This is a genomic window from Delftia sp. 60 (assembly GCF_002754395.1).
Lineage (GTDB): Bacteria > Pseudomonadota > Gammaproteobacteria > Burkholderiales > Burkholderiaceae_C > Comamonas > Comamonas acidovorans.
On the sequence record NZ_PEFD01000001.1, the window covers coordinates 3,850,607 to 3,864,031 of the forward strand.

The 13,425-nt window shown below is 64.5% G+C and carries 14 protein-coding genes; 3 read left to right on the forward strand and 11 right to left on the reverse strand.

Going from position 1 to position 13,425, the window contains the following annotated elements:
• Positions 1–9: 9 nt before the first annotated feature.
• Both CLV01_RS17475 and CLV01_RS17480 read right to left on the reverse strand, forming a co-directional pair.
• The gene (locus CLV01_RS17475) at positions 10–1,617 is read right to left on the reverse strand and encodes an ATP-dependent nuclease (protein WP_218968189.1); all 1,608 of its coding nucleotides are present in this window, start codon (positions 1,615–1,617) and stop codon (positions 10–12) included.
• Positions 1,618–1,919: 302 nt separating this feature from the next.
• Positions 1,920–2,165 carry a helix-turn-helix domain-containing protein gene (locus tag CLV01_RS17480; protein ID WP_099733674.1) on the reverse strand — a complete coding sequence of 82 codons (246 nt, stop codon included), beginning with the start codon at positions 2,163–2,165 and terminating at the stop codon, positions 1,920–1,922.
• A gap of 229 nt (positions 2,166–2,394) precedes the next feature.
• Here CLV01_RS17480 and CLV01_RS17485 point away from each other — a divergent pair, with 229 nt between their 5' ends.
• Complete coding sequence (locus tag CLV01_RS17485; RefSeq protein ID WP_306563461.1) at positions 2,395–2,700, forward strand: hypothetical protein; 306 nt, start codon at positions 2,395–2,397, stop codon at positions 2,698–2,700.
• A gap of 120 nt (positions 2,701–2,820) precedes the next feature.
• Here the strand turns inward: CLV01_RS17485 and CLV01_RS17490 are convergent, their stop codons facing one another.
• The 9 genes from CLV01_RS17490 to CLV01_RS17530 form a co-directional block, all read right to left on the reverse strand.
• Positions 2,821–3,366, reverse strand: a complete 546-nt coding sequence (locus CLV01_RS17490; RefSeq protein ID WP_099733672.1) for a PepSY domain-containing protein — start codon at positions 3,364–3,366, stop codon at positions 2,821–2,823.
• A 141-nt stretch (positions 3,367–3,507) separates the two neighbouring features.
• Positions 3,508–4,689, reverse strand: a complete 1,182-nt coding sequence (trpB, locus tag CLV01_RS17495; protein ID WP_099735312.1) for a tryptophan synthase subunit beta — start codon at positions 4,687–4,689, stop codon at positions 3,508–3,510.
• Between the two features lie 451 nt (positions 4,690–5,140).
• Positions 5,141–6,037: a 3-hydroxyisobutyrate dehydrogenase gene (gene mmsB, locus CLV01_RS17500; RefSeq protein ID WP_099733671.1), complete on the reverse strand. Its 897-nt coding sequence runs from the start codon at positions 6,035–6,037 to the stop codon at positions 5,141–5,143.
• A 37-nt stretch (positions 6,038–6,074) separates the two neighbouring features.
• Positions 6,075–6,542, reverse strand: coding sequence for a DUF488 domain-containing protein (locus CLV01_RS17505; protein WP_099733670.1), 468 nt, complete (start codon positions 6,540–6,542; stop codon positions 6,075–6,077).
• Positions 6,543–6,564: 22 nt separating this feature from the next.
• Complete coding sequence (locus CLV01_RS17510) at positions 6,565–7,029, reverse strand: TfoX/Sxy family protein (RefSeq protein ID WP_034393410.1); 465 nt, start codon at positions 7,027–7,029, stop codon at positions 6,565–6,567.
• Between the two features lie 23 nt (positions 7,030–7,052).
• On the reverse strand, positions 7,053–8,219 hold the full coding sequence (locus CLV01_RS17515; protein ID WP_065345865.1) for an acyl-CoA dehydrogenase family protein: 1,167 nt from the start codon (positions 8,217–8,219) through the stop codon (positions 7,053–7,055).
• Between the two features lie 79 nt (positions 8,220–8,298).
• Positions 8,299–8,700 (reverse strand): lysozyme inhibitor LprI family protein, encoded by a 402-nt coding sequence (locus CLV01_RS17520; protein WP_099733669.1) that lies wholly within the window; start codon positions 8,698–8,700, stop codon positions 8,299–8,301.
• A gap of 61 nt (positions 8,701–8,761) precedes the next feature.
• On the reverse strand, positions 8,762–10,285 hold the full coding sequence (locus CLV01_RS17525) for a CoA-acylating methylmalonate-semialdehyde dehydrogenase (protein ID WP_099733668.1): 1,524 nt from the start codon (positions 10,283–10,285) through the stop codon (positions 8,762–8,764).
• Positions 10,286–10,475: 190 nt separating this feature from the next.
• Complete coding sequence (locus CLV01_RS17530; RefSeq protein ID WP_257221361.1) at positions 10,476–11,027, reverse strand: MarR family winged helix-turn-helix transcriptional regulator; 552 nt, start codon at positions 11,025–11,027, stop codon at positions 10,476–10,478.
• A gap of 122 nt (positions 11,028–11,149) precedes the next feature.
• On the opposite strand from CLV01_RS17530, the gene CLV01_RS17535 reads away from it, so the two are divergent.
• Together CLV01_RS17535 and CLV01_RS17540 are read left to right on the forward strand one after the other, a co-directional pair.
• Positions 11,150–12,130, forward strand: coding sequence for a tripartite tricarboxylate transporter substrate binding protein (locus CLV01_RS17535; protein ID WP_099733666.1), 981 nt, complete (start codon positions 11,150–11,152; stop codon positions 12,128–12,130).
• Between the two features lie 50 nt (positions 12,131–12,180).
• Positions 12,181–13,419, forward strand: coding sequence for a flavin-dependent oxidoreductase (locus CLV01_RS17540; RefSeq protein WP_099733665.1), 1,239 nt, complete (start codon positions 12,181–12,183; stop codon positions 13,417–13,419).
• The last annotated feature ends 6 nt before the right edge of the window (positions 13,420–13,425 follow it).

Genomic DNA, 13,425 nt, shown 5'->3' on the forward strand with positions numbered 1-13,425 from the left:
TGAATTTCTCTAAATGGTCCAACAATTTGAGCAAATATTCAGTGTCATTGGGCTTCCATGCTGCAATCTCGGCAACATTGGCTTCAGGGCCTTCTGGTTTGAGCCGCTCGTCGAAGAGCTCTTCGCCTGTGACCCCACATTCAACAACTGCGCCAACACCGTCTTGATACGACCGAAGCCGCCACCGCTGCGGCCCCAGTCAAGATCCAGCAATGTGGAATAAGGTACCTGAATGCTATGGAGTAGCCTCCAAAGATGATTCACGTGGCGGCCACCAAGTGGCACGACCGCGACAAAGGACCGATCGATGGGGAAATCCAAGGCTTTCGCCAGCATCGGCAGCACGACTTCTTCTGTTGCCCCTTCGCCGAGGATCACGTGACGCGCGAAGTAGAGCTCGGGGTAGGCGCGTACAGCCTCACGAATGAACTTGGATGCATCCTCATTGTCCTCGGGCAAGCTAATACTCTTAACTTCGGCGCACCGGGTCGCCGTGTTCAATCTAAAGTGACGCACACAGGCGGGATCGACACGCGCGAGAATACTGGGCGAGTGACTAGAGACGATAGCCTGGGCATTACCGCCTGCAGCAATCTCCTGCACTTGCTTGATGATGCGGGACAGGTAGAAAGGGGCAAGATTGTTCTCGGGCTCTTCCAAGGCGACGAGAGTCAAGACGGGCAAGGCGACGCCGCCATCTATAAACCCCGCCGGGGCGTTGCCCTCTGCCAGCTTCGCCTCAATATCAAGCGTAGCTGCCGCCATCGCGAGATGAAATAGCGAGCGCTGGCCATCACTGAGGTCTTCTAGCGCGCGGTCTTGGCCAAGCTCATTTGGATGGAAAACGACATCTACGCGCCGGATGAACTCCTGCCATCGAGTGTCGACCGGCCGGAAGATGGGCAAGCTATCTGTTCCTGCGGAGTGAAGTTGCTGCCAACGGTGGGTCACTACCTTACCGATGCTTGTAACAGCTGCTTCAGTTGAGAAGGCCACATTAACGTCAGTACCTGCGTCAGACAGAGATTCTTTGACTTCTGGTGACCAGTTAATGGCCCGCCACAGTCTTCCGCGAACGAGCGCAGAGACTTGCGATGCACCGTCACGTGTCGCAGGAATGTAGAAGAGTTGGATTCGTGCCCGGTCAGGGCCTCCCAACCGTTGGAGGTCGCTTTCCTCGAATGGACCGAAAGTCTGTACGGCGCTGTATGACTCATCAATCGCTCCATCGAGTGTTCCATCGTCCGTCCACGTCGCCTCTAGGCGTAGACGCACCTTCAGGTTCCCATTTTCCTCGGCTGCCATGTTCTTGAAGAAGGCTGGCACGGCGCGGCTTTCACTGTCGTCATCTAGTTCCGGAAAAGCAACGATAGCTTCAATGGCCAGCGTGCGTGTGGCGGGACGTACCGGTTCATTAAATGGAACGTGAAAGTCTTGCTTGCGCAGACGTCGCTGATCGGCCGTGACGCCAAACATTCTTTGTAAAGCTTGCATCAGCGCTGTTTTTCCGGTGCCATTGTCGCCAACTAGCGCGACTAGCTCGGGACCAAGTTGGACTTTAGTCCGAACGAGGCCAAAACACCGAAAACCTTCAAGCTCTATTCGTTCAATATGCATCGCAATTCCTCGGAGGCCGTTTGTAAAACTTGTTACAGCTACGAGCGCTTGCAGCGCTCTCATCTATTTGAAAAAGAGCATAGCTTAAAGTGCAGAGAGAAATAAGTTAGTCGACCTATCGAAAGCTCGGGGGAATGGGAGGATTTTTCTAGGTTATGAATTTTGCGAGCAACGTAAGTCTAATTGCCGATAAAAATGGCAGCGTTCATTGACTTGCCGAAAAAGGAAGACTGCTCTGTCCCCGAAGCAGTTGCCTGTGGTAACGCGTCTGAGGACTGCTTCTGGCCGGCAGCAAGCCTGCACTAAGTACGACTTCCACACCTTTCTACTCGCCTATCCACCTCGCCCACCACATCCCCCGGCGCAACCCCCAACACCTTGCACAGCTTGAAAACAGACCGAAGGCTCGGACATTTGCTACCAAGCTCCAGTTGGCTGATGTAGTTGCGCGCCAGTCCGGCCTCCGCGGCAAGGGCTTCCTGGGACAGTGCGCGCTCGTTGCGTAGTTCACGCAACAAGCTTCCAAAGGCTTTATCAAGTTCTGTCATGGCTGCTCACTAAAGTGAGCAAAGCTTCCGGGTTTGCGTGCGAATGGTCTTCCACCTATAGTTGGAGTTTTGTAAAGCAATGATGACGCCTAGAGGGGTTGGGCGTCGCCTCTGCCCAGTGATCTTGGGCGCTGCGCAATTCCCAATAGGAGTGCCGATGGACCAGCAAGCCTTACCCACCACACCCCCACCCAAACTCGAAGACCTCGCCATAGACGCCGTCCTGCACATGGGCGCTGCGCTGGATGTGCTGGACCTGCACGCTCGCCACAAGGTCACGGCCATCAATTGCGTGTGCCGCGACCTGCTGCGCATCTACTACGTGAAGGCCGATCAGGCGCAGTCGCTGGAGCCGCAGGACAAGGAACTGGTGGGCCTGCTGCACGACACGGCGGTGAACCTGGGCTATGCCATTGAGGTGGTGGAGCATCTCAATGGCGATGAGGCCGACGACCCCATTCTTTATGCCGTGAGCTATCTGCTCAGGGTCGCGAAGCGGTTTGCGGATGAGGGGGTGTCGGTAGCGTTGGCCTGAAGAGTGCGGCAGGCGCGAATGGCCTGCGGACACGGCGGGAACGAGGCAAAAAATAGGCGAAAAATGGGCGAAAAAAAGCGCGCCTCATGCTGAAGCGCGCTGCTGGGTGGGGGCCGTGGGTCAGTCCTTCTTGGCCCGGATGACTTCGCCGCCCACGGCGTCGATCTTGACTTCCATGAGCGTGCCGTTGGCCTGCAGCACTTCGACCTGGTAACTGGTCTGGCCCCAGTGGGAGTCCAGTTCCGCGCTGACGGGCGTGCCGGGGGTGTGGCGGGTGGCGGCCTGTATGGCTTGCTCTATGGTGGACTTGGCCTTTTCCAGGCGCTGGCGGTCCTTGCGCTTGGCGGCTCCGTCGTTCTTGTGCTGGGCGGCCTGGCCGGTGATGGCGTTGACCCAGACTTCCACGCTGTCGCCGGCCGAGGTGATGACTTCGATTTCGTAGCGCGGGCCCATGCCGTCACCGTCGTCCAGCTGGGCTTCGATGGCCTTGCCGGGCACGGCCTGGGTGGCGCGGGTGATGGCCTGCTCCAGCGGGATCTTGGCCTGGCTGGTGATGGTCTGCCATTCGGCCACCGACTTGGCTGCGGCGGGCAGGGCGGCAGTGGCGCAGGTCAGGGCCAGGGCGATGGAGAGGGCGGCGGTGCGTGCGAACGGGGCAGGCTTCATGGGTGTGGCTCCTTCCGGGAATGGGGTTGGACAAGACAACGGTCGGGGCCATTGTCTCCACCGCCCCGGAGAGCGGTTGTCGGAGAGGGCGCCCTTTGCCCTCTCCGGTGTGCTGCTGTTTGATCCAGCGCAGGCTTTGGGTCAGAGACCCAATACCTTGGCCACGTAGTCGGCGTCCTTGTCGCCCCGGCCCGAGAGGTTGATGAGGATGTGCTGGTCCTTGGGCAGGCCGGGCGCCACGCGCATGGCCCAGGCCACGGCGTGGGCGCTTTCCAGCGCGGGGATGATGCCTTCCACGCGCGACAGCTGCATGAAGGCGTCCAGGCATTCCTTGTCGGTGACGGATTCGTACTGCACGCGGCCCAGGTCCTTGAGGTAGCTGTGCTGCGGGCCCACGCCCGGATAGTCCAGGCCCGAGGCAATGCTGTGCACGGCAGCCGGCGTGCCATCTGCGTTTTCCAGCACGTAGCACTTCATGCCGTGGATTTCCCCGGGCTTGCCCATGCTGAGGGTGGCTGCGTGGCGGCCGGGCTTGTCCGTGCCTTCGCCCGAGGGCTCCACGCCGACGAGCTTGACCGAGGCATCGCCCAGGAAGGCCGTGAAGATGCCCATGGCGTTGGAGCCGCCGCCCACGCAGGCGGCCACGTGGTCGGGCAGCTTGCCGTGCCTGGCCTGGAATTGCTCGCGCGCCTCGCGGCCGATGATGCTCTGGAAGTCGCGCACCATCATCGGGAACGGGTGGGGGCCGACCACGGAGCCGATGGCGTAGATGTAGTCCGTGGGGTTGGTGAGGTATTCCTCGAAGGCGCTGTCCACGGCCTCCTTGAGGGTGGCCGCGCCGCGCGTGACGGGCACGAGCTTGCAGCCCAGGATGCGCATCTTGGTGACGTTGGGGTGCTCCTTCTCGATGTCCACCTGGCCCATGTGGATCTCGCAGGGAATGCCCACCAGCGCGCAGGCCGTGGCCAGGGCCACGCCGTGCTGGCCGGCGCCGGTTTCTGCGATGACCTTTTTCTTGCCCATGAACTTGGCCAGCAGGGCCTCGCCCAGGCAGTGGTTGATCTTGTGGGCGCCGGTGTGGTTGAGGTCTTCGCGCTTGAGGTGGATCTGTGCGCCGCCGAGCTGCTCCGACAGGCGCCGCGCGTGGAAGATGGGGCTGGGGCGGCCCACGTAGTCGGCGAAGAGTTGGGCCAGTTCCTGCTGGAAGTCTTGGCGTTTGGTGATTTCGGCGTAGGCGGTGTTGATGTCGTCCATGGCCTGCTTGAGGTGGGGTGGGACCAACTGGCCGCCGTAGGGGCCGAAGTAGCCTTCTGCTGTGGGCATGGGGGCGAAGGTGGGGGTGTAGTGGTCATGGTTGCTGGCGGGTGTTCTGTGGAATGGCTGATGGTGGCGGTGGCAGCTTACGTAGGGCTGCCATGGGTCTGAAGAGAGAAAACCCCGGTCGGGGTTTCTTGTTTTTGACCCTGCCGGGTGGTTGTTTTTCGAGGCCGGGTTTCGGCCCGGCGGCCGACCGACTTTCTTGCCGCGCGGCAAGAAAGTAGGCAAAGAAACGCGCCCGAATGCCCGCGACCCCTTCGCTGCGCTGCGGGGCAACCTGCGTCGGGCCGCCTGCGGGGTTCGCCGTGAAACTCGTTGCGCGCTGCGCGCTTCACTCAAACATCACGGCGAGTCAGATGACGAGGCAGTCCTGTCCTTCGGCAGGACTGCAACCCCGCAGGCGGCCCGACGCAGGCGCGGGCATACGGGATTGGGAGCGGGTTCGGGTGCCTGGCGGTCAGCCGTTCTTTTGCAGGGAGCGGATGACGCTGGAGAAGTCCAGGGCGCCGTTGCCGGCGATGGAGTGCATGGCGTACATGGCGCGGGCCATGCCGCCCAGGGGCGTGGAGGCCTTGACGGCCATGGCGTTTTCCTGGGCCAGGCCCAGGTCCTTGAGCATGAGGTCGGTGCCGAAGCCGCCTGCGTAGTTCTTGGAGGCGGGGGCGTTTTCGTGGACGCCGGGGAAGGGGTTGTATTTTTCCAGGGCCCAGTTGCCGCCCGAGCTGCGGCGCATGATTTCGCTGAGGACCTTGGGGTCCAGGCCGTTGGCCACGCCCAGGGCGATGGCTTCGCTGGTGCCGATCATGAGGATGCCCAGCAGCATGTTGTTGCAGATCTTGGCGGTCTGGCCCGCGCCCACGGCGCCGGCGTGGAAGATGTTGGCGCCCATTTTTTCGAGCAGGGGGCGGGCGCGCTCCAGGTCGGCGTCGCTGCCGCCGACCATGAAGGTGAGGGTGCCTGCAATGGCACCGCCCGTGCCGCCGGAGACGGGTGCGTCGATGAAGGCAACGCCTGCGGCCTGGGCGGCCTTGGCGACTTTCTGGCTGGTGGCGGCGGCTATGGTGGAGCTGTCGATGATGAGCGCGCCCTTGGCAATGCGCTGCAGCAGGCCGGCCGCGCCGTCACGGCCGAGGAAGAGGCCTTCCACGTGCTGGCTGGCTGGCAGCATGGAGACCACGGCTTCGGCGCCCTGCACGGCGTCCTCGGCGCTGGCGGCAATGGTCACGCCCTCTGCAGCGACCTTGGCGCAGGCGTCTTTGGAGAGGTCGAAGGCCTTGACCGTGTGGCCGGCCTTGTGCAGGTTGATGGCCATGGGGCCGCCCATGTTGCCGAGTCCGATGAATGCGATCTGCATGTGCTTGTCTCCTGTGTTGTGAAGCTTGTGGTGTGTCTCAGTGGCCGGTGTCGCTGGTGACGTTGGTGTCGCCAGTGTTCGTGTCGCCATTGGCAATGTCGGCGCCACGTTCCTTGAGCAGGGAGCGCAGGATGCCGCGATGGCAGCGCGCCTCTTGCTCGCAGTAGCAGCCGATGGCGAAGGCGCTGTGCTGCGAGAGGGCGGCCAGCAGGTCCAGGGTGCGGCTGGCGGCGGGCTCGGCCATTTCCTTGCGGAACTTGCGCACGAATTGCTGCCAGAGCTTGTCTGCCTCGGCCTGCTGGCCGTGGTCCTGCAGGCGGTGCGATTCGAGCGCGGTGTGCATGGTGTCGGGCTGGGGCGAGAGTTCGGGGTACCAGACGTCGTAGTAGTCGCGGCTGGCGAATTCGGCCTTGGGCAGACCGCGCGGCGGGCGGCGCACGGTGCCTATGCGCAGGCCTTCATCGGCGTGGCGGGGGCTGCCTAGCTGGACGATGCGGATGGGCATGGGGCTCTCCTGCAAAGGCGGCTTATTCGTCGCCGAAGATGGGGTGCTTGCGTGTGCGGCGCCCGGCCGGGGCGGGCGGCGCTGGCGGTGTCTTTGCGTCGGCGGGCGCGGGTTCGCTGGCCTGGGCCTTGCGCTTTTTCGGGGGCGTGGCCTTGGCGTGGGGGTTGAAGGCCAGGGCCTGGGCAATCCAGTGCTGCCACTGCTGGCGCGTGGCGTAGGCGGCGGGGCCGATGAAGAAGTAGCCGTCCATCTGGCCCTTGGACGAGAGCGGGCGCAGGCCCGGCGTCTCGGCCACGGCGGCGTGCTGCGAGGGCGGCAGCCGCACCAGCAGTTCGTCGTCTTCCACGCCCAGGCACAGCTTGCCGTTGACCATGAAGACATGGCAGCCGAACATGCGCTTTTCCTGCACGTCGTCGCAGCCGGCCAGGGCTTCGCGCACGGCGTCTATGAGGTGCAGCGTGGTGTCGGAGAGCGGGCGGGCGGGCATGGCGTGGGCTGGATGTGGATGGATCAGCGGATCATGTCGGGCGCATCGCCTTCCAGCATGCGCCGCGCGATGATGACGCGCATGATTTCGTTCGTGCCTTCGAGGATCTGGTGCACGCGGGCATCGCGCATGAGGCGCTCCAACGGGTATTCGCGGATGTAGCCGTAGCCGCCGTGCAGCTGCAGGGCTTCGTTGCAGACCATGAAGCCGGCGTCGGTGGCAAAGCGCTTTGCCATGGCGCAGTAGGTGGAGGCGTCGCGCGCACCGGCATCGAGCTTGGAGGCGGCCAGGCGCACCATCTGGCGCGCAGCCACGAGTTCGGTGGCCATGTCTGCCAGCTTGAACTGCAGGGCCTGGAAGCTGGCAATGGGCTTGCCGAACTGCTTGCGCTCGTGCATGTACTGCTGGGCCTGGGTGAGCGCGCCCTGGGCGGCGCCCACGGAGCAGGTGGCGATGTTGATGCGCCCGCCGTCCAGGCCCTTCATGGCGATCTTGAAGCCTTCGCCCTCGCGGCCCAGCAGGTTGTGCGCAGGAATGCGCACGTTGTCGAAGCTGATGACGCGCGTGGGCTGGCTGTTCCAGCCCATCTTCTCTTCCTTCTTGCCGTAGCTGATGCCGGGCAGGTCGGCGGGCACGGCAAAGGCGGAGATGCCGCTGGCGCCAGAGCCGGCGTCGCCCGTTCTGGCCATCAGCACCAGCATGTCGGTGCTGCCCGCGCCGCTGATGAAGGCTTTGGCGCCGTTGATGATGTATTCATGCCCCGCCAGTTCGGCCCGGGTCTTGAGCGAGCCGGCGTCCGAGCCCGCGCCGGGCTCGGTCAGGCAGTAGCTGGCCAGCTTGCGCCCGCTGGTCAGGGCCTCGCCCCATTCGGCGCGCACGGCGTCGGTGGCCCAGGTGCCCAGCATCCAGGTGGCCATGTTGTGGATGGTGATGAAGGCGGTGGTGGAGGGATCGACGGCGGCCAGTTCCTCGAAGACCATGGTGGCATCCAGGCGCGGCAGCTGCAGGCCGCCGGCGTTCTCGGGCGCGTACAGGCCGCAAAAGCCCAGTTCGCCCGCCTTGGCGATGGCCTCGCGCGGGAAGATGGATTCACGGTCCCAGTGCGCGGCATGGGGCGCGAGTTCGGCCTGGGCAAAGGCGCGGGCCGATTCGGCAAAGGCGCGCTGGTCGTCGTTGAGTTCGAAGTCCATGGCTGGCTTGTCTCCTGCGTTGGGCTCTGGGGCCCTTGTTGTTCTGGGGGCTTTCGGTGGCTGTGGGTGCGTGCGGCGGTCAGTGCTGCAGCCAGCGCTCCAGCGCCTGCATGCGCTCCTGTGTCGCGGCCGTGAGGCAGTCGTGGTACAGGCGCGGGCCTTCAGGCTGGGTTTCGCTGTCGCGCGTGGCGGCCTTGCAGCGCGCCGTGCGGCCCTTGATCCAGCCGTTCTGGTCGTGGCGCAGGCCCGTGCGCTTGCCCTGGGGCAGTTGCTGCATGACGTCCAGGTAGCGGATGTTGAGCGCGGTGTCGGCCTCCTGGAAGGCCTGGACCGCGCAGGCATTGCGGCTGGCGGCGGCGGTGGAGGCCGGGTCGCAGGCTGCACCGGCCTGCGCGTGTAGGGTCAGGGGCAGGGCGGCCAGGGCGGTCAGCAAGGCGGCACCCAGGCTCCGGGAGAGGGAGGCGGTCATTGGAAAACGCATGCCGCCATCATCCCAGAGCCGGGGCCTGCCCCGGATCAATCCAGGCCCGCCCACCCGTGCATCAGCGCAGGCTGATGGTGGTGTTCACGCCCTGGCTGGTGGTGCTGTCGTCGAACCAGCGCGCCGTGACGGTCTTGGTCTGCGTATAGAACAGCACGACCTGCTTGCCGTAGGGCCCCAGGTCGCCCAGCTTGGAGGCGCGGCTGCCCGTGAAGGAGAACAGGGGAACCGGCACGGGAATCGGCACGTTGATGCCGACCTGGCCCACGTCGATGTCTTCCTGGAACTTGCGCGCCGCAGCGCCCGACTGCGTGAAGATGGCCGTGCCGTTGCCGTTGGGGTTGGCGTTGATGAACTCGATGGCCTCGTCCAGGCTGTCGGCAGCCGCCAGGCACAGCACGGGGCCGAAGATTTCCTGGTCATACACGCTCATGCCGGGCTTGACGCCGCTGAACACGGTGGGGCCGACGAAGTTGCCCTTGTCGTAGCCGGCCACCTGGGGCTTGCGGCCGTCCAGTTCCAGCTTGGCGCCGTCGGCCAGGCCGCGTTCGATCAGGCTTTCCACACGCGACAGCGCCGCGCAGGACACCAGCGGGCCCACGTCGGTGCCGGGCTCGGTGCCGCCGCTGACCTTGAGGGTCTTGGATTTTTCCACCAGCTCGGGAATCCACTTCTGTGCATCGCCCACCAGCACGGCCACCGACAGCGCCATGCAGCGCTGGCCTGCCGCACCGAAAGCTGCGCCCAGCAGGGCGTTGAGCGTTTGCTCCTTGTTGGCGTCGGGCATGACGATGGCGTGGTTCTTGGCGCCCATCATGCATTGCACGCGCTTGCCGGCCAGGCTGGCACGGTTGTAGACATGGGTGCCGACCTTGGTGGAGCCCACGAAGCTGATGGCCTTGATGTCGGGATGGTCGCAGATGGCGTTGACCACGTCCTCGCCGCCGTGCACCACGTTCAGCACGCCGGGCGGAATGCCGGCTTCCAGCGCCAGTTCGCACAGGCGCATGGTGACCATGGGGTCCTGCTCGGAGGGCTTGAGCACGAAGGTGTTGCCCGTGGCAATGGCCATGGGGAACATCCACAGCGGAATCATGGCCGGGAAGTTGAAGGGGGTGATGCCCGCGCACACGCCCAGCGGCTGCAGCACGGAATAGGTGTCCACGCCGTTGGCCACGTTGTTGGCCAGCTCGCCCAGCTGCAGCGAGCCGATGTTGGCCGCATGCTCCACCACTTCCAGGCCGCGGAAGACGTCGCCTTCCGCGTCAGGCAGGGTCTTGCCCTGTTCTGCGGTCAGCAGGGAGGCCAGCTCCTTCATGTTCTCGCGGATCAGCTGCTGCAGCTTCAGGAAGATGCGGGCGCGCTGGCCAATGGGGGTCTTGCGCCAGGTCTTGAAGGCTTCCTTGGCGTTGCCGACGGCGGCGTTGACCTCGTCGGGCGTTGCAAAGGGCACGCGGGCCAGCACTTCCTGCGTGGCCGGGTTGACCACATCGCGCCATTGGGTGCTTTGGGATTCGACCAGCTTGCCGTTGATCAGCAGCTTGACCGTGGGCGCCAAAACCTTGGCGGACGTGGATGCATTCATGGCTTGTCTCCTGTTGCGGTGGTGTCAGCCCGGCATGCGTGCGCCGGGCGTTCATCGCATGGTAGCTGTGCGGTTTTTCGCAAGCAATGGAGATATGTGCAGTATTTATGTGCGTTTTTGCACAGGCTGGCGCAAAAAAGAGCATGGCCTGCGGCAGGCGCAGGCCATGCTGGTTCAGGCGGTCAGCGGCTCAGTCCGTGCCGGTGGCCGGCAGGCGGGCGTCGTCGGCAGGAGCAGCCACATGAGCAGGGGTCTGAACGGCGCGGGCGCCGGGCTTGCGCAGCGGCTCCAGCTTCACGCGGGCATTGGCGCCCAGGCCGGACTCCAGCTTGGCCAGCAGGCGCAGCAGCTCCTGCAGCTCGCCGTCTTCCAGCGGGGACACCAAGCGGTGGTAGGCCTGGTCCACCAGCGGCACGCTGGCGGCCAGAAGGGCGCGGCCCTTGTCGGTCAGCGTAAGTTCGTGCTGGCGGCGGTCGCGCGTGCTCAGTGCGCGGTGCACGTATTCGCGCTCTTCCAGCCCGCGCACCAGGCGCAGCGTGGTCACCTTGTCAAAGCCCATGGCGCGGGCCAGGGAGCTTTGGTCGGAGCCGGGGGAGGCGTCGATCAGGACCAGGGCGCCGTACTGTGGCGGCGTCAGTCCCAGGGGGCGGCATTGCTCTTCAAAAATGCCGACCGAAATCTGGTGGGCGCGCCGCAGCAAAAAGCCAGGGCGCTGATATAGCGGCAGTGGTGCAGGCGTCATCGTGTCCATATGCGTCTAGTATTCTTGCAGAAGTGTCCAGTATTCATTCGATTTCCACCAATTGTGCCCATTTTGGTGCATGATTACCATGCGTTTGCATGCTAACTACAAAAGAGGTCTACATGCGAAATTTTGTTGGCAGACGGCAATTTTTGAAGACGAGCGGATTGGGAGTATTGGGTTTACCCGTAGCAGGTGCCATCGCCAGTACCGAGAGTGTGCCTCTGAAATTGATTGTGCCTTTCACTCCCGGAACAGGAATCGACACGATAGCGCGAACCATCGGACCTTTGCTGGCCAAGCGCCAGGGCCGGCCCGTGGTGGTGGAGAACAAGCCGGGCGCCTCTGGAAATATCGGCACCGAGGCCGTTGTGCGCTCGCCCGCCAATGGCCAGACGCTTTTGGTGACAGTGAATACCCTGGTGATGAATGCATCGCTGTATCCCAAATTGCCATTCAATCCGCTGACAGACCTCGAACCCGTGACGCTGACCAGTTGGGGGCAGTTGATTTTGGTGACGCCCACGGCCTCGGCCTATCAGACGGCGGCCGATCTGGTGAAGGCCGCCAAGGCCTCGCCGGGCCGCATCAATTACGCGTCGCCGGGAGTGGGCACTCCGCACCATATGGCGATGGAGCTTTTCAAGAGCACGGCCGGGGTGTCGATCACGCACATCCCTTATCGCGGAACAGGGCCGGCGCTGACGGACCTGCTGGGCGGCCAGGTGGAATGCATGTTCCTGCCCATTCATGTGGCCTTGACGCATGTGAAGGCCGGCAAGCTGCGCGCGCTGGGCATTGGCAGCCACCAGCGCCACCCGCTGCTGCCCGATGTGCCCACGCTCAAGGAGGCCAAGGCGGGCGATGTGAACGTGGATATGTGGTACGGCGTGTTTGCGCCGGCCGGCATGCCGGCGGACCAGGTCGATGCCCTCAATCGCGAGATCCGCGCGATTTTGGCGTCGGATGAAGTCCGGCATGCCTTCGCGCCCCAGGGCATGGATCCGGCCGGCAGCACGCCGGCCGAGTTCAAGGCCCTGGTGCAAAAGGACGCCCGGCGCTGGGCCGATCTGGTCAAGGCGCGGGGGATTACCGCCGAGTAGGCGGGACGGGCGCCCAAGGCGCCCCTGGAGAAAGCATGGAGAGTCAGCGGATGAAAGTAGCGATCGTGGGGGGCGGCATCGGAGGCCTGTGCCTGGCATTGGCCCTGCATCAAAGAGGCATTGCCTGCGAAGTCTTCGAGGCCGTGCCCGAGGTCCGCGAGATCGGCGCGGGCATTACCCTGCTGCCGCATGCCATGCGCGAGCTCAGCGACCTGGGCCTGCAGCCGCAGCTGGAGGCCCAGGCGATCGAGAACCTGGAAAGCGTGTTCTTCAACCGCTACGGCCAGTTCGTCTACCGCGAGCCGCGCGGCCGCCATGCCGGCTATGAGCTGCCGGAGCTGGGCATCCACCGGGGCCGCCTGCACCGCGTTCTCTTCGAGGCCGCCGTGCAGCGCCTGGGCCCGGGTGCCGTGCACACGGGCCACCGCTGCGTGCGCGTGGACCAGTCGGCCCATGGCGCCACCATGCATTTCGCGCCGGATGCCCAGGGCCATGTGCCGCCGTCCGCCACGGCCGACATCGTCGTGGCCTGCGATGGCGTCAACTCCGCCGTGCGGCGCCAGTTCTATCCGCAGGAGGAGCTGGCCTTCGGCGGCATCAACACCTGGCGCGGCGTCTCGCGCTTCAAGCCCATCCTCACGGGCAAGAGCTATCTGCGTATCGGCTCGGTCGATACCGGCAAGATGGTGATCTATCCCATCGAGGACAACGTCGACGGCCAGGGCATGCAGCGCATCAACTGGGTGGCCGAGATCCGCGACCCGCAGATGCGCATGAATGACTGGAATCGCGCAGGCCGCATGGAGGATGTGCTGGAGATTTTTGGCGGCTGGACCTTCGACTGGCTGGATGTGCCGGCCCTGATCCGCTCGGCCGAGACCATCTTCGAGTACCCCATGGTGGACAAGGACCCCGTGGACCAGTGGAGCTTCGGCCGCGTGACCCTGCTGGGCGATGCCGCCCACCCCATGTATCCGCGCGGCTCCAACGGCTCGGCCCAGGCCATGCGCGATGCGCGGGTGCTGGCCGACCTGCTGGCCGCCGACCCGCAAGGCGACCCGCTGGCGCTGCTGGCCGCCTATGAGGCCAGCCGCCTGCCCGCCACCAGCCAGGTGGTGCTGACCAACCGCTCCACGCCGCCCGACTTCATCATCATGAAGGCCGACGAGCTCAGCGGCGGCCAGCCCTTCGGCCATATCGACGAGCTGATCAGCCAGGACGAGCTGCGTGCCATTGCCCGCCATTACGAGCAGGTGGCGGGGTTTGCGAATCCGCAGTCGCAGGGGTGAGGCAGG

What these genes read in the sequence shown, in the direction of transcription:
- mmsB (WP_099733671.1), bottom strand. Translation starts at nt 6,037, where the DNA reads ATGCAGATCGCATTCATCGGACTCGGCAACATGGGCGGCCCCATGGCC.
- CLV01_RS17490 (WP_099733672.1), bottom strand. Translation starts at nt 3,366, where the DNA reads ATGAAGCCTGCCCCGTTCGCACGCACCGCCGCCCTCTCCATCGCCCTG.
- CLV01_RS17535 (WP_099733666.1), top strand. Translation starts at nt 11,150, where the DNA reads ATGCGAAATTTTGTTGGCAGACGGCAATTTTTGAAGACGAGCGGATTG.
- CLV01_RS17515 (WP_065345865.1), bottom strand. Translation starts at nt 8,219, where the DNA reads ATGGACTTCGAACTCAACGACGACCAGCGCGCCTTTGCCGAATCGGCC.
- CLV01_RS17525 (WP_099733668.1), bottom strand. Translation starts at nt 10,285, where the DNA reads ATGAATGCATCCACGTCCGCCAAGGTTTTGGCGCCCACGGTCAAGCTG.
- CLV01_RS17475 (WP_218968189.1), bottom strand. Translation starts at nt 1,617, where the DNA reads ATGCATATTGAACGAATAGAGCTTGAAGGTTTTCGGTGTTTTGGCCTC.
- CLV01_RS17540 (WP_099733665.1), top strand. Translation starts at nt 12,181, where the DNA reads ATGAAAGTAGCGATCGTGGGGGGCGGCATCGGAGGCCTGTGCCTGGCA.
- CLV01_RS17505 (WP_099733670.1), bottom strand. Translation starts at nt 6,542, where the DNA reads ATGCCCATCCGCATCGTCCAGCTAGGCAGCCCCCGCCACGCCGATGAA.
- trpB (WP_099735312.1), bottom strand. Translation starts at nt 4,689, where the DNA reads ATGCCCACAGCAGAAGGCTACTTCGGCCCCTACGGCGGCCAGTTGGTC.
- CLV01_RS17485 (WP_306563461.1), top strand. Translation starts at nt 2,395, where the DNA reads ATGGGCGCTGCGCTGGATGTGCTGGACCTGCACGCTCGCCACAAGGTC.
- CLV01_RS17510 (WP_034393410.1), bottom strand. Translation starts at nt 7,029, where the DNA reads ATGCCCGCCCGCCCGCTCTCCGACACCACGCTGCACCTCATAGACGCC.
- CLV01_RS17480 (WP_099733674.1), bottom strand. Translation starts at nt 2,165, where the DNA reads ATGACAGAACTTGATAAAGCCTTTGGAAGCTTGTTGCGTGAACTACGC.
- CLV01_RS17520 (WP_099733669.1), bottom strand. Translation starts at nt 8,700, where the DNA reads ATGCGTTTTCCAATGACCGCCTCCCTCTCCCGGAGCCTGGGTGCCGCC.
- CLV01_RS17530 (WP_257221361.1), bottom strand. Translation starts at nt 11,027, where the DNA reads ATGACGCCTGCACCACTGCCGCTATATCAGCGCCCTGGCTTTTTGCTG.